Origin of the sequence: Nitrospirillum viridazoti CBAmc, from assembly GCF_000730165.1 — a bacterium.
Taxonomy (GTDB): Bacteria; Pseudomonadota; Alphaproteobacteria; order Azospirillales; family Azospirillaceae; genus Nitrospirillum; species Nitrospirillum viridazoti.
The window spans coordinates 98,734-122,169 of sequence record NZ_CP022113.1 but is presented as its reverse complement, the minus strand read 5'-3'; the positions used below and the strand labels follow the sequence as shown (position 1 = coordinate 122,169).

15 protein-coding genes are annotated in these 23,436 nt (G+C 68.8%); 7 read left to right on the top strand and 8 right to left on the bottom strand.

Annotated elements, in window-relative coordinates:
* The first annotated feature begins 16 nt into the window (after nucleotides 1-16).
* Complete coding sequence (locus Y958_RS28715) at nucleotides 17-1,210, top strand: efflux RND transporter periplasmic adaptor subunit (protein ID WP_088875356.1); 1,194 nt, start codon at nucleotides 17-19, stop codon at nucleotides 1,208-1,210.
* 52 nt (nucleotides 1,211-1,262) lie between these two features.
* Nucleotides 1,263-4,457, top strand: coding sequence for an efflux RND transporter permease subunit (locus Y958_RS28710; protein ID WP_088875355.1), 3,195 nt, complete (start codon nucleotides 1,263-1,265; stop codon nucleotides 4,455-4,457).
* 60 nt (nucleotides 4,458-4,517) lie between these two features.
* Here the strand turns inward: Y958_RS28710 and Y958_RS31685 are convergent, their stop codons facing one another.
* A complete protein-coding gene (locus Y958_RS31685) occupies nucleotides 4,518-4,730 on the bottom strand; it encodes a hypothetical protein (protein ID WP_145727920.1) in 213 nt (70 codons plus the stop codon).
* 210 nt (nucleotides 4,731-4,940) lie between these two features.
* Here Y958_RS31685 and Y958_RS28705 point away from each other — a divergent pair, with 210 nt between their 5' ends.
* Nucleotides 4,941-6,167, top strand: coding sequence for an AGE family epimerase/isomerase (locus Y958_RS28705; RefSeq protein ID WP_211098831.1), 1,227 nt, complete (start codon nucleotides 4,941-4,943; stop codon nucleotides 6,165-6,167).
* A gap of 126 nt (nucleotides 6,168-6,293) precedes the next feature.
* Complete coding sequence (locus tag Y958_RS28700) at nucleotides 6,294-8,381, top strand: glycoside hydrolase family 31 protein (RefSeq protein ID WP_088875354.1); 2,088 nt, start codon at nucleotides 6,294-6,296, stop codon at nucleotides 8,379-8,381.
* A 10-nt stretch (nucleotides 8,382-8,391) separates the two neighbouring features.
* Here the strand turns inward: Y958_RS28700 and Y958_RS28695 are convergent, their stop codons facing one another.
* The 7 genes from Y958_RS28695 to pdxR form a co-directional block, all read right to left on the bottom strand.
* Entirely contained in the window at nucleotides 8,392-9,249 is an 858-nt protein-coding gene (locus tag Y958_RS28695) for an alpha/beta hydrolase family protein (protein ID WP_088875353.1), read from the bottom strand.
* Between the two features lie 4 nt (nucleotides 9,250-9,253).
* On the bottom strand, nucleotides 9,254-10,417 hold the full coding sequence (locus Y958_RS28690) for a glycosyltransferase family 9 protein (protein WP_211098830.1): 1,164 nt from the start codon (nucleotides 10,415-10,417) through the stop codon (nucleotides 9,254-9,256).
* A 14-nt stretch (nucleotides 10,418-10,431) separates the two neighbouring features.
* Complete coding sequence (locus Y958_RS28685) at nucleotides 10,432-12,783, bottom strand: tetratricopeptide repeat-containing sulfotransferase family protein (RefSeq protein ID WP_088875351.1); 2,352 nt, start codon at nucleotides 12,781-12,783, stop codon at nucleotides 10,432-10,434.
* A 45-nt stretch (nucleotides 12,784-12,828) separates the two neighbouring features.
* On the bottom strand, nucleotides 12,829-13,440 hold the full coding sequence (locus tag Y958_RS28680; protein WP_244909739.1) for an invasion associated locus B family protein: 612 nt from the start codon (nucleotides 13,438-13,440) through the stop codon (nucleotides 12,829-12,831).
* Nucleotides 13,441-13,803: 363 nt separating this feature from the next.
* Complete coding sequence (locus tag Y958_RS32645) at nucleotides 13,804-19,587, bottom strand: hypothetical protein (protein WP_244909738.1); 5,784 nt, start codon at nucleotides 19,585-19,587, stop codon at nucleotides 13,804-13,806.
* Between the two features lie 202 nt (nucleotides 19,588-19,789).
* The gene (locus tag Y958_RS28665) at nucleotides 19,790-20,335 is read right to left on the bottom strand and encodes a cysteine hydrolase family protein (protein WP_088875350.1); all 546 of its coding nucleotides are present in this window, start codon (nucleotides 20,333-20,335) and stop codon (nucleotides 19,790-19,792) included.
* A 231-nt stretch (nucleotides 20,336-20,566) separates the two neighbouring features.
* Nucleotides 20,567-21,988, bottom strand: a complete 1,422-nt coding sequence (gene pdxR, locus Y958_RS28660; protein ID WP_088875349.1) for a MocR-like pyridoxine biosynthesis transcription factor PdxR — start codon at nucleotides 21,986-21,988, stop codon at nucleotides 20,567-20,569.
* 122 nt (nucleotides 21,989-22,110) lie between these two features.
* Between pdxR and Y958_RS28655 the strand changes: the two genes are divergently transcribed.
* From Y958_RS28655 to vapC, 3 genes are all read left to right on the top strand, one after another.
* Nucleotides 22,111-22,563 carry a carboxymuconolactone decarboxylase family protein gene (locus Y958_RS28655; RefSeq protein ID WP_088875348.1) on the top strand — a complete coding sequence of 151 codons (453 nt, stop codon included), beginning with the start codon at nucleotides 22,111-22,113 and terminating at the stop codon, nucleotides 22,561-22,563.
* A 240-nt stretch (nucleotides 22,564-22,803) separates the two neighbouring features.
* A complete protein-coding gene (gene vapB / locus Y958_RS28650) occupies nucleotides 22,804-23,028 on the top strand; it encodes a type II toxin-antitoxin system VapB family antitoxin (protein WP_040849228.1) in 225 nt (74 codons plus the stop codon).
* Entirely contained in the window at nucleotides 23,028-23,435 is a 408-nt protein-coding gene (vapC, locus tag Y958_RS28645) for a type II toxin-antitoxin system tRNA(fMet)-specific endonuclease VapC (protein WP_088875347.1), read from the top strand. The genes vapB and vapC overlap by 1 nt, the downstream gene beginning before the upstream one ends.
* The last annotated feature ends 1 nt before the right edge of the window (nucleotide 23,436 follow it).

The following is a 23,436-nucleotide window of genomic DNA, read 5'->3' as shown; positions in this document are numbered from 1 at the left end:
CAAGGAGTATCATTCCATGTCCAACACGCGCACGAAGCTGGTGCTGGCGCTGGCCGCCGGCGTCGCCCTGGTCGCCATCGGCGGCTTTTTCCTGCACGGCCCCTCCGGCGCCCAGGCCGCCTCCACCCCCGCCGCCCCGCCGGCGGCCGAGGTGGACGTGGCCCCGGTGCTGGCCCGCACCGTCGTCGACTGGCAGAGCTATTCCGGCCGGTTGGAGGCCGTGGAGCATGTGGACATCCGTCCGCAGATCTCCGGCCCCATCGTGGCCGTGAACTTCAAGAATGGCGCCCTGGTGAAGAAGGGCGATCTGCTGTTCACCATCGATCCCCGCCCCTTCCAGGCGGAGGTTGACCGGGCGGAGGCGGCGCTGGCGTCGGCGCAGTCGCGCCTGCGTTTCGCCACCACGGACCTGGAGCGCGCCCGCAAGCTGATCACCAGCAACGCCATCCCCCAGCGGGACCTGGACGATCGCGAGAACACCGCCCGCACCGCCGCCGCCGACGTGAAGGCGGCCGAGGCGGCGCTGGAGGTGGCGCGCCTGAACCTCAGCTATACCCGCGTGGTGGCGCCGGTGGACGGCCGCGTTTCCCGGGCGGAGATCACGGTGGGCAACATCGTGGCCGCTGGTGCCGCCAGCGTGCCCCTGACCACGCTGGTCTCCGTCTCGCCCATCTATGCCTCCTTCGACGTGGATGAGCAGACCTACCTGCGCTACATCGCCAGCGTGAAGGACGGCACCGCGCCGGTGCAGCTGGGCCTCGCCACCGAGGACGGCTATTCCCGGACCGGTTCGGTGGAGCATGTGGACAACCACCTGGACACCGTGTCCGGCACCATCCGCGTACGCGCCAAGTTCGACAACGCGGACGGCCTGCTGGTTCCCGGCCTGTACGCTCGCATCAAGGTGGGCGGCAGCAGCCCGCATGAGGCGCTGCTGGTGGACGATCGCGCCATCGGCACCGACCAGGACAAGAAGTACGTCCTGGTGGTCGGCGACGACAACAAGGTCGCCTACCGCGAGGTCGCCCTGGGCGGCATGCAGGACGGCCTGCGCGTCATCACCAAGGGCCTGAAGGCCGGGGAGCGCATCGTCGTCAACGGCGTGCAGTTCGCCCGCCCCGGCGACGCGGTGAAGCCCAAGAACGTCGCCATGGCGGGCGAGAACCCCGCCACCCAGACCCGGCAGACCGCCGCCGGTTCCGCCCTGTGAGGCGCAACCCCCGAGGTGCCTGGATGAACGCCCGTTCCCTTAGAGAACAGCCATGAACATCTCCCGTTTCTTCATTGATAGGCCGATTTTCGCCGGCGTGCTGTCGGTGGCCATTTTCGTGGCCGGCCTGATATCCGTGTTCCAACTGCCCATCTCGGAATATCCCGAGGTGGTGCCCGCCACCGTGGTGGTGCACGCCCAATACCCGGGCGCCAACCCCAAGGTCATCGCCGAAGCCGTCGCGGCGCCGCTGGAAGAGCAGATCAACGGCGTCGAGAACATGCTGTACATGCAGTCGCAGGCCAACAGCGACGGCAATCTGGCGGTGACGGTCACCTTCAAGCTGGGCACCAACCCCGACCTGGCCCAGCAGATGGTGCAGAACCGCGTCTCGCAGGCGCTGCCCCGCCTGCCGGAGGACGTGCAGCGCCTGGGTGTCACGACGATCAAGAGCTCCCCCACCCTGACCATGGTGGTGCACCTGATCTCGCCCAACGACCGCTATGACATGACCTATCTGCGCAACTACGCCGTCCTGAACGTGAAGGACAGGCTGGAACGCATCCAGGGCGTGGGCCAGGTGCAGGTCTGGGGTTCGGGCGACTATTCCATGCGCGTCTGGCTGGACCCGCAGAAGGTGGCCCAGCGCAACCTGACCGCCGAGGACGTGGTGGCGGCCATCCGTGACCAGAACGTCCAGGTGGCAGCGGGCGTCATTGGCTCGTCCCCGTCGGTGAAGGGCGTGCCGCTGCAGCTGTCGGTCAACGCCCGCGGCCGTCTGAAGACGGAAGCGGAGTTCGGCGACATCATCCTGCAGACCACGGCCGACGGCGGCGTGACTTACCTGCGCGACGTGGCCCGCATTGAGCTGGCCGCCTCGGAATACGGCCTGCGCGCCCTGCTGGACAACAAGCCGGCCGTGGCCATGGCCATCAACCAGTCGCCCGGCGCCAACTCGCTGGCCATTTCCGATGAGGTCCGCAAGACCATGGCGGAACTGGCCACCGACATGCCCCCCGGCGTGGAATACCGCATCGTCTATGACCCGACGCAGTTCGTCCGCGCCAGCATCAACGCGGTGATCCATACCCTGCTGGAAGCCATCACCCTGGTGGTGATCGTGGTCATCGTCTTCCTGCAGACCTGGCGGGCGTCCATCATCCCGTTGCTGGCGGTGCCCGTCTCCATCGTCGGCACCTTCGCCCTGCTGCTGGCCTTCGGTTATTCCATCAACGCGCTGTCGCTGTTCGGCATGGTGCTGGCCATCGGCATCGTGGTCGACGACGCCATCGTCGTGGTGGAAAACGTCGAGCGCAACATCGAGGCGGGGCTGTCGCCCAAGGAAGCGACCTATCAGGCCATGCGCGAGGTCAGCGGTCCCATCATCGCCATCGCCCTGACCCTGGTGGCCGTGTTCGTGCCGCTGGCGGCCATGAGCGGCCTGACCGGCCAGTTCTACAAGCAGTTCGCGATGACCATCGCGATCTCCACCGTCATCTCCGCCTTCAACTCGCTGACCATGTCCCCCGCCCTGGCGGCCCTGCTGCTGAAGGGTCATCATGACGGCCAGGATTGGCTGACGCGTGGCATGAACACCGTGCTGGGCCCCTTCTTCCGGGGCTTCAACAAGGTGTTCCACCGTGGGTCCCAGGCCTATGGCAACAGCGTGGGCGGCGTCATCCGACACAAGGGCATCATGGTCGGCATTTATGTCGCCCTGCTGGGTGCCACCGTCTTCCTGGGTAACACCGTGCCCGGCGGCTTCGTGCCCGCCCAGGACAAGGAATACCTGGTGACCTTCGCCCAGCTGCCCAACGGCGCCTCGCTGGACCGCACGGAGGAGGTCATCCGCAAGATGTCGGAGATCGCGATGAAGCAGCCGGGCGTGACCCATGCTGTCTCGTTCCCCGGCCTGTCGGTCAACGGCTTCACCAACAGCTCCAGCGCCGGCATCGTCTTCGTGCCGCTGGAACATTACGACGATCGTCCCGGCCACATCTCGGCCGCCGAGATCGCCGCCAACCTGCGCAAGGAATACGCGGGCATCAAGGACGCCTACATCGCCGTCTTCCCGCCCCCGCCCGTCATGGGCCTGGGCACCCTGGGCGGTTTCAAGCTGCAGCTTGAGGATACCGGCGCCCTGGGGTACGAGGCCATGGCCAAGGCCTCCAACGACTTCATCGCCAAGGCCATGAAGACGCCGGAACTGGGGCCGACGTTCTCCAGCTACCAGATCAACGTTCCGCAGCTGAACGTGGACCTGGACCGGGTGAAGGCCAAGCAGCTGGGCGTGTCGGTCAACGACGTCTTCGACACCATGCAGATCTATCTGGGTTCGCTGTACGTCAACGACTTCAACAGCTTCGGCCGCGTCTACCAGGTGCGGGTGCAGGCGGACGCCCCGTTCCGCGCCCATGCCGACGACATCGGCCTGCTGAAGACCCGCAACGCCCAGGGGATGATGGTGCCGCTGTCGTCGCTGGTCAGCGTCAGCCCGACCTATGGTCCGGAAATGGTGGTGCGCTACAACGGCTACACCGCCGCCGACATCAACAGCGGCCCGGCCCCCGGCTATTCCACCAACCAGGCCCAGGCCGCCGCGGAGCGGATCGCGCATGAGGTCCTGCCCCGGGGGATCAAGCTGGAATGGACGGACCTGACCTATCAGCAGATCCTGGCCGGCAACTCCGCCCTGTGGGTGTTCCCCATCAGCGTGCTGCTGGTCTTCCTGGTGCTGGCCGCCCAGTACGAGAGCCTGACCCTGCCGCTGGCCATCCTGCTGATCGTGCCCATGAGCCTGATGTCGGCCCTGGCCGGCCTGTGGCTGACGGGCAGTGACAACAACATCTTCACCCAGATCGGCTTCATGGTGCTGGTGGGCTTGTCGGCCAAGAACGCCATCCTGATCGTGGAGTTCGCCCGTGAACTGGAAATCCACGGCAAAACCCCCGTCCAGGCCGCGATCGAGGCCAGCCGCCTGCGTCTGCGTCCCATCCTGATGACCTCCATCGCCTTCATCATGGGTGTGGTGCCCCTGGTGATGTCGACGGGGCCGGGTGCCGAAATGCGCCATGCCATGGGCGTCGCCGTGTTCTTCGGCATGCTGGGCGTGACCTTCTTCGGCCTGGGCCTGACGCCGGTGTTCTACGTCCTGCTGCGCAAGCTGGCGGGCGGCAAGCTGATCACCCACGAGAAGCTGGACCAGCCGGCCATCAACGGCCACGCGGCGCAGCACGCCGCCGAGTGATCGCACCCGCCGCCTTCCTCTCCCCCCTACAGGCGGCGGTTACGATGCGGCCCAGGTCCTTCACTGGACCTGGGCCGTTTTCTTATCGGCACGCCTTTTGAGTGCCCTCGAAACCACCCGGGTCAAAAGGACAAGGGCCGAACAGATCAGCGCGCCGGATATGAGCCAGCGGAAGAGAACCGGCTTTTCGATGATCCGCATCATGACAACCGCGCCGACCATCCCGCAGATCGCCATGCCAGCGAAGACGTTCTTGGACGCCCGTCGTGTCATGCTAGAACTCCCCACTTGAGCCGCCGTGCTGTTTACGGTTCTCCGTGGCGAATCCCTGTATCCCATGAGGCATGCCGGGCCGGGGACGGTCAGACTCATCGGTCACCGAAATATTACGGCCAGTCACGGCCTTGGCACTGGCCGGCAGGCAGCAGCGCTTTTATGGTCACCCTCAATTCTTCCCCCCAAGGCCGGACCGGAAAGCGAACCATGATGCACGCGGCTGTCCAATCCTCCATCACCCCCAACTCCACCCCCACCGGTGCCGTGGCCGACGCCGCCGCGGTGCGTGGCCAGCTTAAGGCCTGGCTGGTGGAGCAAGCCTACCCCCTGTGGTGGGAGGTGGGGGCGGACCGGGTGAATGGCGGCTTCCATGAGAAGCTGGGCCTGGACGGCAAGCCGACCAACGATGCCCGCCGCGCCCGGGTGCAGGCCCGCCAGGTCTATTCCTATTCCGTCGCCGCCAAGTCCGGATGGAACGGCCCGGTGCGCGAGGCGGCGGAGCATGGCCTGACCTTCTTCCTGAACCATTACCGCCGACCCGACGGCCTGTTCCGCACCAAGGTGGCGCCGGACGGCACCGCCCTGGACGATACCGTGGTGCTGTACGACCAGGCCTTCGCCCTGTTCGCGCTCGCCGCCGCGCAGAGCGCCACGCCGGAGAACCGCAGGGCGGAGGAGATGGCCGTGGCCCTGCGCCAGCGCCTGCTGGACACCCTGCACCACGCCCAGGGCGGCTTCGAGGAGAGCCATCCCCGCACCCTGCCCCTGCTGTCCAACCCGCACATGCACATGCTGGAGGCATCGCTGGCCTGGATGGAGCAGGGCGGCGACGGCGGCTGGCGCGACCTGGCGGAAGAGATCGTGGGCCTGGCGCTCACCCGCTTCATCGACGACGACATGGGCGGGCTGAAGGAGTTCTTCGACGGCGACTGGCGGCCCCAGGCCGGCACGTCCGGCCGCATCGTCGAGCCGGGACACCAGTTCGAATGGTCGTGGCTGATGCTGCGCTGGGCGGCGCTGACCGGCAGCAAAGCGGCCGCCGACGCCGCCTGGCGCATGATCGCCGTGGGCGAGGGGCCGGGCGTGGACCCGGCGCGCGGGGTGGCCATGAACGCCCTGCTGGACGACCTGACCCCCCACGACCCCGTCGCCCGCCTGTGGCCGCAGACCGAACGCATCAAGTGCGCCGTGCTGGCCGCCCTGGCCACCCGCGACGACGCCGACCGCAGCGACACCTACTGGACCATGGCCGCCAACGGCGGGCGCGGCCTGATGAAATACTTCGACACGCCGGTGAAGGGCCTGTGGCGCGACCGCCTGAACCCGGACGGCACCTTCGTCGAAGAGGCCGCACCCGCCAGCAGCTTCTACCACATCGTCTGCGCCATCCAGGAACTGGACCAGGCGTTGGCCGCCATTGGACACCCAGGCTGAAGTCCTTGTTCTGACGTCAGAACGGCCGTTTCACGCGTCCCGGCCCTGCGGGGAAACCCTGGCAGCGCCGGTGCCGATTGGGGTATGGGCTTACCTCATGACCCGGCGGCAGTGAGGAACGGAGCCATGAGCGTGGTGCAGGATATGGTCGGCGCGGCGGCGTCCCCCAATTGGGGCCGCATCCCCGCCGTGACCGTGACGGCCAAGGCCCGCCTGATGGGCGACACCGTCCTGCTGGAAACCGACGCCGGGCCCCTGTGGCTGACCCTGCATGACTTCGGTGCCCGCCTGCGCACCGGCGAACGGGCTATCGGCGGCTATGGCCTGCTGGCGGCCGAGCCGGCGGCGCTGACGCCCACCCTGGAGGCGGAGGACGATCGCACCGTGATCACGGCCGGCGGCCTGATCCTGACGCTGGACCACGCGCCCCTGTCCTTCACCCTCACCCGGGCCGATGGCCGGGTGGTGCAGTCCTCCCCCAGCGATGGGCACTTCGTCCGCCGGTTCCGTCTGCCGCCCTTCGCCAAATTGGACGGCGCCTGGTTCGTCAGCCTGGACCTACGGTCCGGCGAGCCCGTCTACGGCCTGGGGGAGAAGTGGGGACAACTGGACCATCGCGGGCAGTTGCTGCGGTCGCGCAACGAGGACGCGCTGGGCGTCAACGGCCAATGGTCCTACAAGAACACCCCCTTTGCCTGGTCGCCCGAGGGCTGGGGCCTGCTGGTGCACACGCCCAGCCCCGTCACCCACGGCGTGGGCTATGCCCCCTGGTCGCAGCGCGCCTACGGCCTGGTGGTGGAGGATGACCACCTGGACCTGTTCCTGTTCGCCGGTGGCGACGGCCCCGCCCTGCTGGAACAATACACCGGCCTGACCGGCCGGGCGCCGGTGCCGCCGCTATGGAGCCTGGGCGTCATCCTGTCCAAGGCCTATTACCGCACGCCGGAGGAGGTCATCGCGGTGGCGACGGAGGTGCGGGCCAAGGGCATGCCCTGCGACACGATCACCTTCGACGGCCGCGCCTGGCAGGACACCGACACCCGTTTCGCCTTCGAATGGGATCCGAAGCGCTTCCGCGACCCGGCCGCCACGCTGGCGACCCTGAAGGCCATGGACTTCAAGATCTGCGCCTGGGAATACCCGCTGGTGTCGGTCAACAACCCCCTGTTCGATGAACTGGCTGCCAAGGGCTGGCTGCTCAAGGACCGGCGCACGGGTGAGGCCTATCGCTATCAGTGGGACCTGGAACCCTTCGGCCCCGTCTTGACCCCCCTGCCCGACAGCGGCCTGATCGACTTCACCCATCCCGACGCCTATGCCTACTGGCGCGACTGCCACAAGCCGTTGTTCGACGCCGGCGTGGACATGATCAAGGCGGACTTCGGCGAGCAGGTGGAACCCGACATGCTGGCCAGCAATGGCGAGACCGGGCATGCCCTGCACAATGTCTATGCCCACCTTTATAACCGCTGCGTCTATGAGGCCGCGCAGATCTACTGCCCCAGCGGGCCTTTCCTGTTCTCCCGCGCCAGCTGGATCGGGGCGCAGCGCTATCCCGCCCAGTGGGGCGGCGACCCGCAGGCGGATTGGGAAGGCATGGCGGGCAATTTGCGCGGCGGCCTGTCCTGGGGCCTGAGCGGCGCGCCCTACTACGCCACCGATGTCGGCGGCTTCTACCGCGACCAGCGCGACCCCGTCCTGTATGTCCGCTGGGCGCAGGCGGCCGTCTTCTCCGCCCACATGCGCCTGCACGGCATCGGCCCGCGGGAGCCCTGGTCCTATGGGCCGGAGGCGGAGGCCGCGACCCTGGCCGCCCTGAAGCTGCGCTATCGCCTGATCCCCTACCTGCACGCCGTCATGGAAACCGCCGCCGCCACCGGCCTGCCGGTGCAGCGCGCCATGGTGCTGGCCTGCCCCGACGATCGCGCCGCCTGGGCCTTCGAAGACCAGTTCTTCTGCGGCCCCGACCTGCTGGTGGCCCCCTGCCTGAACCCAGCGGGCACCGTTACCGTCTACCTGCCCGCCGGGCAATGGCACCGTTTCCCCGACGGCGCGGCGCTGGAAGGCGGGCGTGCCCACACGCTGACTCTGGCGCTGGACGAAATGGCGGTGTTCGCCCGCGCCGGCGCCCGCATCCCCCTGGGACCGGAAGTCGAGCACACCGGCGCCTTGGGCGGCCGGCCGGTGGTGGCGGGGTATTGGACGACAGGCTGACGCGAACGCGTCACGGCAGCCAGCCGGGGATGGCCTTCATCTCCGGCCGCCGGGCAAGCGTGGCCCAGGCGGCGGCCCAGCAGCAGCCGTGGTCTTGGCCGGGCACGGTGATGATGCTGGCCTGCGCACCAGGCTGATGCGCCACGAAGGACTGGGCGATGGCGACGTCCACCACCTTGTCGTCGGCACCGACGAAATGAACCTGCGGCCGGCCCGCCAGCTTGGCGGCGTCGGCGACGGGATCGACCGACTGCGACAGCGGCGTCAGATCCAGCATCTTGGTCCACAGGCCGAAGTCCAGGTTGCCGGACACGCTGACCAGGCCGGCCACGTCGGCGCGCCGTTCCGCCAGCACCGCCGCCAGGCCGCCGCCGCCGGAATAGCCCACCAGCACCAGGCGTTGCGCGCGGGCGTCGGCCTTCAGCCGGTCCAGCGCCAGGCTGGCGCTGTCCACCACCTCGGGCGCCAGGCGGGCCTTGGTCCAATAGCCCACCTGGCAGTTGCGCGGGCGGGTTTCCATGACGTACTGGCAGGGCCGGGCAAGATAGGCGACGGGCCCGGTGCCGGGATGGCCCATGGCCAGGCGCAGCGCCAAGGGATCGGTGGGCGTGGGATCCTGCGACGGTTCCCGCGCCGACAGGTAGGCCAGGCCATCGCCCTCGATATAGACGGTCAGCACGTCGCCGCCAGGGCCGGGAGCGTAGGGTTTGACCGCCGTCGCCAGGTCGAAACTGCCCGCCGAAAGGTAATCCCAGCGCCAGCCACCACCCTGGGCAAGGGTAGGTCCCCGCTCCTGCCGGCCATGGATGCCGGAGCAGGCGGCCAGGCCGCCCGCCAGCACCAGAGCCATCAGGGCGCGGGCCCGCATACCGTCAACCCTTCTTGGCCTTGAACTCCGCCAGCGCCTTGGCCACGCGATCGACCACTGGACCCCACTGCCCCCATTCCGTCTGGCGGAAGAGGCGGACGGACGGATACCAAGGCGTGTCGTCACGGTTCTGCAGCCAGCGCCAATCCGGCAGCAGGGGCAGCATGACCCAGGCCGGGCGGCCCAGCGCGCCGGCCAAGTGCACCGGCGAGCTGTCGATGGAGATCAGCAGGTCGACCTCCATCAGGATGGCGGCTGTGTCCTCGAAATCCCGGATTTCGGGGCTGAGGCTGACGACGTGCTTGCCCAGGGCCAGCGGCGGGTTCAGCGCCTGCTCTTCCTTCGGCCCCTTCTGCACGGAAAACAGGGTGACGCCGTCCTGTGCCAGCGGCGCCAGCATCTCCAGCCCCATGGACCGGTTGGCATCGTTGAAATGGGTGGGCCGGCCGGCCCAGAGGAAGGCCACCTTCAGGCCCTTATAGGATTCCAGTCGCTTGCGCCAATGCTCCCGCCGGTCCGGTAGGGCCGACAGGTAGGGCATGGGCTCGCCGGGCAGTTGGCTGAGCTGCAGCCCCATGATCATGGGCAGGCTCATCATCTCGGCGTGCACGTCGAAATAGGGCGGCAGTTCGCCGCGCAGGGTCATCGCATCGAAACCCTTCATGCGGCGGGCCAGGCTGGCCGTCTCATGATTGATTTCCAGGATGACGTTGGCCTGGCTCTTCTCCTTGGCCCAGGCGACCATGCGCATGAACTGAAAGGTGTCGCCATAGCCCTGCTCATCATGGATCAGCAGGGTCTTTCCCGGGATGGGACGGCCGTCCCAGCGCGGGCGCTGCACCTTGCGCTCGATGCGCGTGGTGTGCGCCAGGCTGTAACGGTAGGCGTATTCGCGCCAGCCGCGGTCGAACTCCCCCAGCAGCAGCAGGGTTTCCGCCAGGTCGAAACGGGTGGACAGGTGCCCGGGCAGGGCATCCACCAGCATCTCCTGGATGGGCTTGGCTTCAATCACCCGGCCCTGCACGCGCAGCGCCTGGGCCAGCAGCGCCCACAGGGTCACGGGGCCGGTGCCACTGGCCAGCAGGGGCCGGATCATGGCCTCGACCTCGACGCCCCGCCCCGCGATCAGCATGGGGCGGACCTGCTGCTCAAGTTCCTTCATGTCCATGACGGCAGGCCCTGTCAGCTGGCGGCCGGCTTGCGGCGGCTGCGCGCCGGCTTCGCCGCATCCTCGGCGGGGGCGGCGACAGGCTCAGCCACCGGGGCCTCGGCCTTGGCTTTCTTAGGTGCCGCCTTGGCCTTCGGCGCGGAAGCCTCAGGCGCGGGCGTCTCGACCACCGGCTCAGGCGCCTTTTCGGCCTTGGGTGCCGCCTTCTTGGCGGCCGGCTTCTTGGCCGGCACGGCCGCCGGAGTGTCCACCGGGGCGGCGTCCACTGGGGCGTCGGGGGCGTTGGGATCAATCCCCAGCGCCGTCAGCAGCGGCGTCAGCTGGGCCGCGAACGGCTTCCAGCGGCCTATGCTGCTGCGGAAGATGGGCTGGCGCACTTGGTTCAGGCTGGCGGTGCGGATGGTGCGTTGGGTCTTGTGGAAGTCCAGGACGGCGGAGTCCCAGTTCAGGCCGACGGCCTCGATCAGGCGGCGGGATTGGCCTTCCTGGTCGTCCACCACGTCCTCGTACCGCACTTCGATGAAGCGGTCGGCAGGCAGCACGGCCCGCCAATGGTCCATCAGCCGTTCATAGGCGCGGTAGAACTGACCCAGCTCCGCCAGGTCGTAGGTGAACAGCTGCTCACGGGTGAACAGCTTGGTGTAGCAGGACAGGCAGGTGTCCACCGGGTCGCGGCGCACATGGATGATGCGGGCGTCCGGCAGGGCCAGGTTGATCAGGCCGGCGAACAGGAAGTTGGACGGCATCTTGTCCACGACCTTGCGGCGGCCGCCCGCCAGGGGGCGGACGAAGTCCAGATAGCGCTGACCCAGGCCGCCGGTGATCTCCGGCGTCAGGTGGCCGGCGACCTGGGGATACGGGCCCAGCTGGTTCACCAGATTGTTGAAGGTCGACAGCTCGCCGGCGGCGGCAACCTGGGGATGGCTGGCCAGGATCTGCTCAATCAGGGTGGTGCCGGAGCGCGGCATGCCCAGCACGAACACGGCCTGGTCGCTGCCTGCCAGGGTGGACTTGGCCTTCTTGAAAGCGTCGGCCGGGAAAGCGGCGGCGATGTCGGCCATCCAGCGGCCCGTGGCGGCGGCATCATAGGCGAAGGTCGCGCGCTTCTGGCGGTTGCCCTCGTTCAGGTAGCCGAAGGCGCGGTCGGCGTCGCCGATGTCCATCCACGCCTTGCCCAGGGCGAAGTTCAGGGCGGTGCGGTCGGTCTGCGACTGCACGGGGTCGGGGCCGTACAGCAGCGCTTCCATCTTGGTCACGGCCGGGTCGCCGGCCTGGAAGCGGTGCAGGTCCGACATGTTGAACCATGCGGAGGCGGAGCGCGGGAACTGCGCCACCACCTGTTCGAAGGCGGCCTTGGCCTCGGCCTTGTCGCCGCGTTCCATCAGCAGGACGCCGCGGTTGATCAGGGCCTTTTCGGGGGCGAAGCCCAGGGTCTTGGACGCCTTGTCGAAGGCGGCCAGCGCCTCGTCATGCTGGCCCAGGGCCTGCAGCACCTCACCCAGGACGTTCTGCGCCTCGCCATTGTCGGCTTGAGAGGCCACGGCGCGACGGGCGTCGGCCAACGCCTCCTCCAGCCGTTCCAGGTGGCGCAGGGCCGTGGCGCGCACTGTCAGGGCGCCGGCATGCAGCGGGGCGTAGCTCAGCAGCGCGTCGATCCAGCGCAGCGCGTCCTCATTGCGGTTGCGGCCCAGTTCCACCGCCGCCGCGTTGATGTAGGCGTCCGACAGGCGCGGGTTCAGGTCGATGGCCTTGCGCGCCGCGGCCAGTGCCTCGTCCGGGCGGCCCAGGTCGTTCAGCAGGTTGGCCAGGTTGCTCTGCGCCTCGGCATAGGCCGGGGCCAGGTTCAGGGCGTATTCGTAACGCTGGCGGGCCTGGTCCAGCCGGCCCATGCGCTTCAGCGTGTTGCCCAGGTTGTTGTGCGCCTCGGCATAGTTGGGCTGCAGCGCCACCACCCGCTCCAGGCAGGTCAGGCTGTCTTCCAGCTTGCCGGCTTCCTGCAGGATGATGCCCAGGTTGTTCCAGCCGGCCACCAGGGAGTTGTCCATGGTGACGGCGCGGCGGGCGGCCACCTCGGCCTCGGCCAGCAGCCCGCGCTGACGCAGCATCTCACCCAGGTTGCTGAGGTAGACGGCCGGCACGCGCGGCGCCTGGCAGGCGCGGCGCAGGTGGTCGATCGCCAGGTCCAGGTTGCCGTAGGCGTGGGCCATCAGGCCCATCAGGTGCAGGGCGTCCGACTGCCCCGGCCACAGCGCCAGCACATGCTGACACAACCGTTCGGCCTGGTCGGCCTGGCCGGCGTTCCAATGGGCGTGGGCCTGGCCCAGCGCCTGCTCAACGGTCATGGTGGTCTGCGGTTGAGTGTTCATGGCTTCACAGCGCTTTTCAGGAATGGGTCAGTCAGGGCGGGTGGCTTACGGGGTGCGCTTGGGCGGCGTCGGCAGGGCCTTCAGCGCCGCGGCCAGGCCGCTCAGCTGCACAGGGATGTCGACGGCGGCCTTGTCGCCATTGATATAACGCACCGCCAGGACCTTGCCGCCGGTGAAGTGGTCCAACACCTTGCCGTCTTCAAGGTCGGCGGCGGCGACGCACCCGCCCTGCTGGCAGGCGTCGAAGGGCAGGGACAAGGGCTTGTCCTGGTCCACCACCAGGGTGATGCCCGGCTGCAGCAGCACGCCCAGGGGCGTCGCCAGGATCAGGCGCGGCTTGCCGTCGGGGCCGAGATAGCCCACACGGACATGCAGCATCATGACGTTCTGGGGTGTGGCGATGGCGAACTGCTCGACATAGCAAATCTCGGCGCCGGCATCGGTCTTGGCGCAGCTCTTGGACCACAGCGGGCCCGGCGCCTTGGTCACATCGGGGCCTTTGCCGGCGGCCGCGCCATTGGCAGGGGCTGGAATGGACGTCGCCGGCGGGGGCGTCTTCACCGGCTCCGCCGCCACGGTGGCGGTGGCCGCCCCGGTGTACGCCATCAACACGCCGGCCGTCATCGCGACCAACGCCGCCCTCGCCACTATGCTCATCTCGGTACTCCGGCCCCTGCAAGTATGCGGTCTAACCGCTTATAGAATGAAATGGCGGCCTCCCGCCACGTCCTAACTATCGCCCACAGCCTATACGGAAGGACGATAAGGGACTAACCAACAGGGCGATAACAAGGTCAAGCTCTCAAAAGCTTTTTTCGCGCCATTTAGAAGGCGGGCGGCGGTGCCGGCGGTAGACCCGGGGAAATCGCCCACCTACCTCTGATCAATTCTGATTAAAAATGAGCGGCTGTCTGTAAAGGGCAAGCAGTTTTTCACACTTTCGTCAAATCTGTGCGGAAATGGCGCTCGGGCGATTCGTTCACACCCGGGCTACATGCGCTGGGACGGATCTCCGCGCCGTCAAAACGCCCAGGTGGCACGCAGAATGCCGGCGTGCGTCTGATAATCCCGGCGATATTCCCCACTGTATTCAAGGCGCAGGCTGACGCTGTCGCCCTGGCGCAGGGTGGCGCCCACGCCGATGGCGACACCGTCGGCGCTGACCTGGGCCGTGGTGCTGGCGAAAGCCACGCCGGCCAGCACGCCCGTGGTGGCGACGGGACCGTTCAGGTAATCGTGCACCCAGTCCACGCGCAGCTCCGGCATCAGGGCGCCCAGGCCCGTATTGAATTGGGTGGCCATCGTCGCGCCCAGCTCTTGGGTGATGTTGCTGGTCACCAGCGAGTCCACGGCCAGGTCGGCCACGCCCGCGTCGTGTTCCTGGTACCCGTGGTTGGTCAGGCGCACGGCGCGCAGGCTGTATTGCGGCGTCAGGGTGAAGGTTGCCGTCAGCGGCAGGTCATAACCCACCGTCACCTTGCCCAGGTATTGCTCCCCCCCATAATTGGCGTTGGCGCGGGCGCCCAGGAAATCGATCCAGCGGCGCTGGTCGTAATGGTTGTAACCGAAGCTGACCTGGCCGGCGACGGACAGGCGCTGGTCGGCGATGTCCGGCCGCCAGACGCCGTAGGCCGTCAGCTGATAGCTGCCCGCCCGCGTCAGGCTGTTTGCCGACACCCCCTGCCCCACCGCCGCGCTGTTCAGCCAGCTGAAGGCCAGGCCGGCCATCACCTGGTCATCGGCATACCAGTCCGCGCCCAGCACCAGGCCGGCGCTGCTGGCGCGATACCCGGCCGCATCCGCGCTGTTGGCGCGCAGGGCGCCACCGCCCAGGATTTCCCCCCAAATGGCGCCCTGCTGACCGCCGGAGCCGGCAGCGGCGCCGGTGCCAGCCATCAGGCCCGCCACCGTCTGCTGGTGCTGGCTGATGGCCGTGGTGGTGGGCGCCGTCATGGACAGGGTCATCTGCGGCGTCGTCTGGTTGGGCGCAAGCTGCGCCACCGCCAGCCGTTGCGCCGTGACCGACAGACCGGACAGGGGCGTCAGCACCGCCGCCTGGAAGGCCGTGGCCGCACCGCCGCCGCTGGCGGCGATGACGTCCAGTGCCGCCCCCGCGCCCATGGCCGCCCCACCCTGGGCCAGGCCCACCGCGGCATAGCGGGAGCCGACGGGGGGCGTCGGAGTGGTCGTGCCGCCACCGGTGCCCGTCCCACCCGTGTTCCCTGTGCCACCCGTGTTGCCCGTTCCGCCGTCCGTCCCCCCGGTGTCGGTCCCGCCGCCGGTCGACCCGCCGGTTGAGCCCCCAGTATTTCCGCCACCCGTATTCCCGCCCGTATTGCCCCCCGTGGTGCCGGTACTGGCGGTGTTCAGGGTCAGCACCAGTTGGGTGTGGCCGCCGCTGGTCACGGTGGAACTGGTCACGGTGTAGCCGGCGGCCGCCAGGGCCAGCGTACCCATGTTAAGCCCGCCCCCCGCCGACACGATGGTGTAGCTGCCGGCCGTCAGCGCCCCACCTGCCGTAGGCTTCAGCGTCACCGATCCGCCGCCCAGGCTGGCACTGCCGCTGATCACCAGGCTGCCGTAGCTGCTGGTGGAAGCGACGCCGATCACCAGACCGCCGCCCGTCTGGCTGTAGCTGCCCGTGATGTTGATGGCGCTGTTGACCAGCAGGGTGGCGCCACTGTTGACCACGCCATGCGTGCCGACATCCAGATGGTCGTTCAGCAGCAGCGTGCCGGAAATGAAGCGCACGTCGGCCAAGCGGCTGGTGATGGACCCCAGCCGCCCGCCGGCGCCGGTCAGCGTGCCGGGGGCATCATCCGTGCCCCCGCTGATCACCAGGGGATTGGCTGACTGGTTCACGATGTCACCGGCGATGATGCCGCTGTTGGCCAAGGTGCCCAGGGCGCCACTGGCCGCGATGTACAACGCCGTGGCGCCACCGGCGGTGTTGGCGAGCGTTCCGGAAATGTCGAGCTTGTCCAGACCGCCACCGACATAGTCGTTGCCGGCGACGGCCAGCAGGTCGGTGCCGCCGGTGGCGCCGGTGGCCGACAGGCCGGCAACGCCGCTGGTAACCGTGGCGCCCGCGTAGCTGGACCCCACCCCACCGTGGATCAGGGTGACGCTGTCGCCCACTTGGTAATTGCCCCCGGCGCCCACCCCGGCCGAGACCACGCCGCCCATCACACGGGCCGCGTCGCTGACGCTCAGCACGTGGCCGGCGGCGACCAGGGTGCCCGCCGCCTGGGTGTAGGCGCCGGTGATGGCCACGTCGCGCGACAAAGCGATGTTGGCGCCGCCGTTGACCACCGTGTGGCCCGCGGCGTCGATAACGTCGCCCAGGCTGAGGTCACCGGCGGCGAAGATCAGGTTGCTGAGGCTGTTGTGGATGATGCCGCCGGCGAGTGTGCCCACCGTACCGCCGCTGCCACCCGTCAACACCAGGTCGTTGGCGCTGGCATTCACCACATCCCCCAGGATGGCGCCGGTGTTCGCCAGGGTGCCCAGGCTGCCTGCCGGCGTTATCATCACCGCCGTGGCGGCCGACAGCACGCCGCTGTTGGTCAGGGTGCCCAGAGTGCCGCCGATATAGTCGCTGACCAGCGTCAGCACCAGGTCGGTCGCGGCCCCGTTGGTGGTTGTGCCGAGGGTGGCGGTGAAGCCGCTGGCGGCGGCGGTCAGGCCCGTGGCGGTCAGGCTGCCGGCCGCCACGATGGTGTAGCTGTCGCCCGCCAGCAAGTTGGATCCGGCCATCGCCGCCACGGCGACGGTGCCGCCCGTCAGGCTGGCCGCCCCACTGACGACCAATCCACCCATGGAGGCCCCGCCGATGCCCGCCGCCAGGGTGCCGCCCGTCTGAACATAATTGCCGGTCACGCTGACGATGCTGGCCAGCAGCACCGATGCCCCGCTGTTGACCAGCGTGTGCCCGGTCACGTCCACCGCGTCGTTCAGCAGCAGGCTGCCGGTCGGCAGCACCACGTCGGCGCCGGTGCTGACGATGGCCCCTTGGGCGCCGGCCAGCCCCGTCAGGGTGCCCATGGCGCCACCGCCGCCGCCACTGATGCTGAGCGTGTTGGGGGAGGCGTTGACGATCCGCCCCGCGATCACGCCGCTGTTGCTGACGGCGCCAATGCTGCCGCTGGTGTATAACGCGGTCGCGCCGGTGATCAGGCCACTGTTGGTCACGGTACCGATGGTGCCGAGGTTGGCGACGGCCGCCACGGTGCCCACCAGGACACCGGTGTTGCCGGCGGTGCCCAAGCTGCCCGTGGCCGCGATGTGGACAGCCGTGGCGGCCGTGATCACGCCGCTGTTCTCCAGCGCGGCCAGGGTGCCGCCGACATAGTCGTTGGTGGCCGTGGCCACTAGGTCCACCTGCCCGCCGATGGTCATCGCCACCGCAGCCACCGACAAGCCGGTGACACCGACGTCCACCGCCATGCCGCCATAGCGCGAGGCCAGGCCACCTGCAACCAAGGTGCCCGCGACCTCTCCCGCCATCCGGTTGGCGGTGGCGGACAGGCTGGCCGTGACCGTGCCGCCGGTCAGTTGCGCCGCCTCCGTCACCACCAGGGTGTTGCCGCCCAGCGCCAGGACGCCACCGGTCTGGCTGTAGCCGCCGGTGATCGTCAGCGTGCCGCCCAGCGCCACGGTGGCGCCGGTGTTGGCCACCGTGTGCCCGGCGGCGTCGATGGCGTCGTTCAGCAGCAGGGCGCCACCGGCCAGGACCACATCGCCGCCGCTGCGCAGCAGTCCCGGGCCGCCCGCCATGCCGGTCAGCGTGCCGATGGCACCCCCGAGGCCACCGGCAATGGTCAGGGCATGGGCAGTGGCATTGACGATGGTACCGGCGATCACCCCGCTGTTGACCACGGTGTCCAGCGTGCCGGCGCCGTAGATCGCATAGGCCGTCCCCTCCAGGGTGCCGCTGTTGTTCAGGGTGCCTAGGCTGCCGGTCGCCGCAATGTGTACGGCCGTGGCGGCCGCCAGCGTGCCGGTGTTGGCCAGTGAGCCCTGGGCATCGCCGATGTAATCGTTGGCCGCCACCGCCAGCAGGTCGGTGCCACCCGCCTGACCCGCCAAGGCAAGGCCCGCCACGCCGCTGGCGACGGTGACGCCGGCATAGCTGGATCCGGTGCCGCCCTGGACCAACGTACCCACGGTAGCGCCCACCCGATAGGTGGCCATGGCCGTGGGCGACGTCATGACCGTGCCGCCGCTGATCAGGGCGGCACCGCCGACCACCAGCCGGGCGGCGACGGTGGCCAGGTCCAGCCCGCCTTGCGCCTGGGCATAGGCCCCGGTGACACTGACCACCGTATCCAGCACCACGGTGGCACCGGCGTTCACCAGGGTGTGGCCGCCGACATCCACGCCATCGTTCAGCAGCAGGCGCCCGCCGCCCAGCACCACGTTGGCCAGCGTACTGGATACCATGGCCTGGCCGCCGTTGGTGCCGGTGTAGGTGCCGAGGACAGCCCCGCCCGCCAGCGTCAGGGTGTCCGCCGACAGGTTCACGATGTTGCCGATAATGGTGCCCTGGTTGACCAGGCCGGCCAGGGTGGCGCCGCTGTTCAGGCGCAGGGCGGTGGGGCCGATGATGGTGCCGCTGTTGCTGACCGTCCCCGTGGTGCCTGACAGATCCAGCGCGAATCCCGTGCCGCTGATCAGCCCGCTGTTGGTCACCTGGCCCAAGCCGGCGGCGTTGGCGATGGCCTTGTAGCCGCTGAGGGTGCCGCTGTTGTCCAGCAGGGCCAGGGTTCCCTGGCCGTTATAGATCGCCTCCCCCCGGCTGCTGGTCAGGGTGCCGCTGTTGCTGAGCGTGCCCACGGTGCCGGCGTTCACCAGGCCGTCGCTGCGCCCGATGATGGTGCCGCTGTTGATGACGCTGTCCAGCGTGCCGGCATTGTCCAGGCCGGTAAGCAGGGCATTGATGGTGGCGCCGTTGTCCACCGTGCCGATCCAGCCCCGGTTCAGCAGACCAGCCAGGGTGCCGCCGCTGAGGGCGCCGGTGTTGATCAGCGTGGCGATGCTGCCGTCGTTCCACAGGCCGGCCTGGCCGGCGATCAAACCGCTGTTGCTGACCAGGCCGACGCCGCCCAAGGTGCGGATGTACAGGGCGGTGCTGGCGGCATTGATGATCCCGCTGTTGTCCAGCCGGCCGATTGTCCCCTGGTTCATCAAGGCGATGACCGGCCCCTCGATGGTGCCGGTGTTGCCCAGGCTGCCCATGGCGCCGACGTTGACCACGCCACCGGAAAAACCGCTGATCAGGCCACCGTTGAGGACGGTGCCGATGCTGCCGGTATTCAAAAGCGCATGCCGGCCGAAACCGATGCCGTCGCCGATGCGGCCCTGGTTCACCAGGGTGCCGATGCTGCCGCCGTTGTATAATGCCGTGGAATTGGCGCTGAGGCCGCCACCGGCGGTGATGCTGACACTGGCGATGGTGCCTTCGTTGCGCACCGCCATGCCCGATGCCTGAACGGTGCCGCTGTCAACCAGTGCGCCGATGCTGCCTTGGTTCAGCACGCCAAAAGTGCCGCTCAGCGTGCCATCATTGGTCAGGGTGGCGATGGCGCCGGTGTTGGCGATACCCGCGACCGTGCCGCCCGCCACGGTGGCCGTGCCGGCAACCAGCAACACCCCCAGCGCGCCGGCGTTGGCATAGCCGATGGTGGTCCCGGTGAGCGTGACATCCTGCGCCCGCGCCGATCCCGCCGCCAGTGCGACACCCACCGCCAGCAAGGAGGTTCCGCCCTTCAGCAGCCGCGCCGCCGTGCCCGTATTAAGCCCCATATGGCCCTCCCCGCCTTGATCTGGGCGCGCCCTTGAGCGGGCGCCGCCCCTTTCAAGCGTGCCGGCGTTGGCCTTGGCCTGTGACCAAACGGTGACCAGCGGGCGCGAAACGGAGGGTGCTCAACAAACCTGCGTCTTTTCCATTACTTGCACCTACCTGGGTATTTTGGACAGCGGCGGATGGGCAGGCCAGGATCCTCTGTCAAAACCCCACGGCCGCCGCCGCCATGACCTGAGCGAAAGGCCCGCCCAGCGTCAGGTTGTGGTGGTGGATGATGGCGCCCGCGGCCAGGGCCGGCGTGTCGATCGTCGTGTGGGCGTCACCGGCCAACACGGCCTCGAAGCCCAAGTCACGGGCGGCGCGGCAGGAGGCATCGACGCAATATTCCGTCTTCATGCCCGACAGCACCACGCGGCCGATGCCATGGTCGCGCAGCAGGGCCGCCAGCTCCGTGCCGGCGAACACGCTGGGCCGCGACTTACGCACTACCAGGTCGCCGGCCTGGGGCGCCAGCTGTTCCACAAGCTGCCAATCGGCGGAACCCGGGGCGGCGCGCGACCCTTCCGGGCCGTCATGCTGGACCAGGACCACCATGCCGCCGGCCTTGCGGGCGCGATCGGCCATGTCCTGGATGCGCACGACCACGCCGGCGCCGCCATGGGGCGGCACGGGGCCATGTACCAAGCCCACCTGCATGTCGAGGACGATGAGGGCGGAGGAGGAACGACGGGAGTGTTGGGGTCTCATGAGGGGTCTCCGTTCGGGTCTTGGAACGGAGGCGCCTCTGGCCGTCTCCCCCGTCCCGTTAGGGCGGGGGGTTGCGGAACGACCTGGCTTTACGCCGACAAGCCCATCCCGCACCGCCCGCCGATGGCGGTGGTGGTGATGGTTTTAGTGGCCAGGGCGGCCACGAGGATGGAGGACAGGGCGTTCATGACAGGCACCATGCCGGGTGGGCGTGGACGGCGTCAAGCCCCCTTATCCGAAGCGTGCCACCAACTCCGCCAGTCGTCCGCAGTCGGCGGCCAGGTGGCGGCCGTTCAAGTTGGTAACGCCCAGCAGCTGGCCGGCCTGGTCGTTACCGTCGGTCGCGTACCAGGGCGACAGCGGCACCGGCGCCATGCCGAAGGCCAGGGCCTGGTTGGCGATGGCGATATCATTGGTACCGGGGGGCAGCGACACCACCACCGACAGGCCGGCCGTGGCCCGTACCGGCAGCAGACCATCCAGGGCGCGCAGCAGCGTGGCTCGCCGGGCAGCGTACAGCCGCTTCATGCGCCGCAGGTGGCGCAGGTAGTGCCCCTCCGCCAGGAAGGCGGCGACGGCCCGCTGCATCGGGGCCGCCGGGGCCGGCGACAGGCAGGCGGCCACGTCGCCGAAATGGCCGGCCAGGGCGGCCGGCACCACCAGGAAGCCCAGGCGTAGGGCCGGGCTGATGGTCTTGCTGAAGGTGCCCGCGTGCAGCACCCGGGCGTCACCGCCCGCCGCGTGGTCCACCGCCGCCAGGGCGGGCGCTGCCCGGCCGGCCAGTTGCAGCTCGCTCAGGTAATCATCCTCCAACACCCAGGCGCCGGTGTGGCGGGCCCAGTCCAACAGGGCGATGCGGCGGGCCAGCGACAGCGCCATGCCCAGGGGCGCCTGCTGCCCCGGCGTCACCACCGCCAGGGCGGCATCACGGGCCGCCGCCACCCCGGCGGCCACGTCCAGTCCCTCGCCGTCCACCGGCACGGGCACCGGCCGCATCCCGGCCAGCGACAGGGCCGTACGGGTCAGCGGGAAGCCCGGTTCCTCCATCCACGCCGCCTTGCCCTCCAGCCCCAGGGCGCGAACGGCCAGGTTGAGCGCCCCGGCATAGCCGTTGGTCACGAGCACCTGGCCCGGCGCGCATTGGATGCCGCGGGCGATCGCGAGGTAAGCGGCGATCGCGTGCCGCAACTCGGGATGGCCGCGCGGGTCGGGATAACCCACCGGCGCCTGGGCCGCCGTGCGCGCCGCACGCGCCAGGACGCGGGACCATTGGGTATAGGGAAAGGCATCCTGAGCCGGCACACCCATCTGGAAGGCCAGCGGCGTGCCCTCGAAATCATGGAAGAAGGCCGCCATGGGCAAGGTTTCCGCCGGCGGCGGCCCCGGCGGCAGGTCGGGCACAGGCCAGCGCGCCACCCGGGTGCCGGCCGCCCCCATGCCCACCACCAGCTGCTCATCCATCAGCCGTTCATACGCCACCCGCACGGTGCCGCGCGCAACACCCAGCTGGGCCGCCAGGTCGCGCCAGGACGGCAGGCGGGCACCGGCGGCCAGACGGCCGCCCAGGATGGCCTGACGCAGGGCGCCGTGGATCTGGGCCGCCAGCGGCATCGCCGCCGCCCGGTCCAGGACGATGGAAAGGTCGGTATCCATGGACCGTCATGGTACAGCCTTTTTGGTAATTCTTGGTCCTGTTTCCTGATCCATGCCGGGTGCATCTTCCTGTCAACGGCCCCCGCCACCCGACCCAACAGACAGACATAAGGAAACGGATCATGACCCTGCGTCTCGACTACGCCAACGCCTCCCCCGCCGGCATGAAAGCCTTGGGCGGCGTCTATGGCTACATCACCCAGAGTGGCCTGCCCGCCCAGCTGGTGAACCTGGTCTACCTGCGCGTCTCGCAGATCAACGGTTGCGCCTACTGCATAGACATGCATTCCCGCGACCTGCTGAAGGGCGGGCTGGACGTGGAAAAGCTGGTGCTGGTCCCGGCCTGGCATGAGGCGGGCGCCCTGTTCACGGAGCAGGAGCAGGCGGCCCTGCGCTGGGCGGAGACGGTGACCCGGGTGGCCGAGACCACCGTGCCGGACGCGGAGTTTCAGGCCGCCCGCGCGCGGTTCAGTGATAAGGAGCTGGCTGACCTGACCATCGCCATCGGCCTGATGAACGCCTACAACCGCATGGCCATCAGCTTCCGCGCCGTGCCGGCCGCCGCCAAGATTTGAACAGACCCATCATACCAACAGGCGGGCGGGGCGGCGGCGCTACGCGGCATCGCCTCCAGCGGTCGCACCGGCACGGTTCGGACGGTCAACGGCGGCCTTGACATGACCCTGGCGGCCCCGCGCGAGCTGGACGGCAAAGGCGAGTCCGATGACGCGAGCCGCTGATGGGGCAAACGTATATCCCATTGACATATCCACTCCGGGATATACGCTGTGGATATCCCGGAACGGAGGCATGCCATGGCGGTCCGCACCACTCTTTTCCAATCCAATCGCAGCCAGGCCGTTCGCCTGCCCAAAGACGTCTCCTTCCCGGCGGACGTGCGGGAGGTGGTCATTATCCGGGAAGGCAAGAAGCGCATCATCGTACCGGCTGACGGCCTTTGGGACGACTTCTTCGATGAGCCCGCTGCGGATTTCCCTGACCGAGACCAACCCGAGCATCAGGCCCGGGAAGAGCTTTGATGTTGCGCTACATGTTGGATACCAACGTCTGTATCCGGGTGCTGCGGGACAGGCCACCGGCGGCGCGCGCAAGATTCAACGCCGCCGGCCCCGGCGGCCTCTGCATCTCGACCATCACCTTGGCGGAGTTGTTCCACGGGGCGGCCAACTCCACGCAGCCAACGCAAAACCGGGACAAGGTTGAGCGCCTGATCGCCCGCCTGGAGGTGCTGCCCTTCGATGACGATGCGGCATCCCACTATGGCGACATCCGCGCGGACCTGGAACGTCGAGAATGCCTGATTGGGCCTTATGACCTGATGATCGCCGGTCATGCACGCAGCCGGGGCCTGGTGGTCGTGACGGGCAATCTGGGGGAGTTCCGGCGCGTGGACGGGCTGCGCTGCGAGGATTGGCTGGACGCCTGAT

Excerpts from the sequence above, each read along its gene's own strand:
- Y958_RS28715 (WP_088875356.1), top strand. The coding sequence starts at position 17 with ATGTCCAACACGCGCACGAAGCTGGTGCTGGCGCTGGCCGCCGGCGTC.
- Y958_RS28710 (WP_088875355.1), top strand. The coding sequence starts at position 1,263 with ATGAACATCTCCCGTTTCTTCATTGATAGGCCGATTTTCGCCGGCGTG.
- Y958_RS31685 (WP_145727920.1), bottom strand. The coding sequence starts at position 4,730 with ATGACACGACGGGCGTCCAAGAACGTCTTCGCTGGCATGGCGATCTGC.
- Y958_RS28705 (WP_211098831.1), top strand. The coding sequence starts at position 4,941 with ATGATGCACGCGGCTGTCCAATCCTCCATCACCCCCAACTCCACCCCC.
- Y958_RS28700 (WP_088875354.1), top strand. The coding sequence starts at position 6,294 with ATGAGCGTGGTGCAGGATATGGTCGGCGCGGCGGCGTCCCCCAATTGG.
- Y958_RS28695 (WP_088875353.1), bottom strand. The coding sequence starts at position 9,249 with ATGCGGGCCCGCGCCCTGATGGCTCTGGTGCTGGCGGGCGGCCTGGCC.
- Y958_RS28690 (WP_211098830.1), bottom strand. The coding sequence starts at position 10,417 with ATGGACATGAAGGAACTTGAGCAGCAGGTCCGCCCCATGCTGATCGCG.
- Y958_RS28685 (WP_088875351.1), bottom strand. The coding sequence starts at position 12,783 with ATGAACACTCAACCGCAGACCACCATGACCGTTGAGCAGGCGCTGGGC.
- Y958_RS28680 (WP_244909739.1), bottom strand. The coding sequence starts at position 13,440 with ATGAGCATAGTGGCGAGGGCGGCGTTGGTCGCGATGACGGCCGGCGTG.
- Y958_RS32645 (WP_244909738.1), bottom strand. The coding sequence starts at position 19,587 with ATGGGGCTTAATACGGGCACGGCGGCGCGGCTGCTGAAGGGCGGAACC.
- Y958_RS28665 (WP_088875350.1), bottom strand. The coding sequence starts at position 20,335 with ATGAGACCCCAACACTCCCGTCGTTCCTCCTCCGCCCTCATCGTCCTC.
- pdxR (WP_088875349.1), bottom strand. The coding sequence starts at position 21,988 with ATGGATACCGACCTTTCCATCGTCCTGGACCGGGCGGCGGCGATGCCG.
- Y958_RS28655 (WP_088875348.1), top strand. The coding sequence starts at position 22,111 with ATGACCCTGCGTCTCGACTACGCCAACGCCTCCCCCGCCGGCATGAAA.
- vapB (WP_040849228.1), top strand. The coding sequence starts at position 22,804 with ATGGCGGTCCGCACCACTCTTTTCCAATCCAATCGCAGCCAGGCCGTT.
- vapC (WP_088875347.1), top strand. The coding sequence starts at position 23,028 with ATGTTGCGCTACATGTTGGATACCAACGTCTGTATCCGGGTGCTGCGG.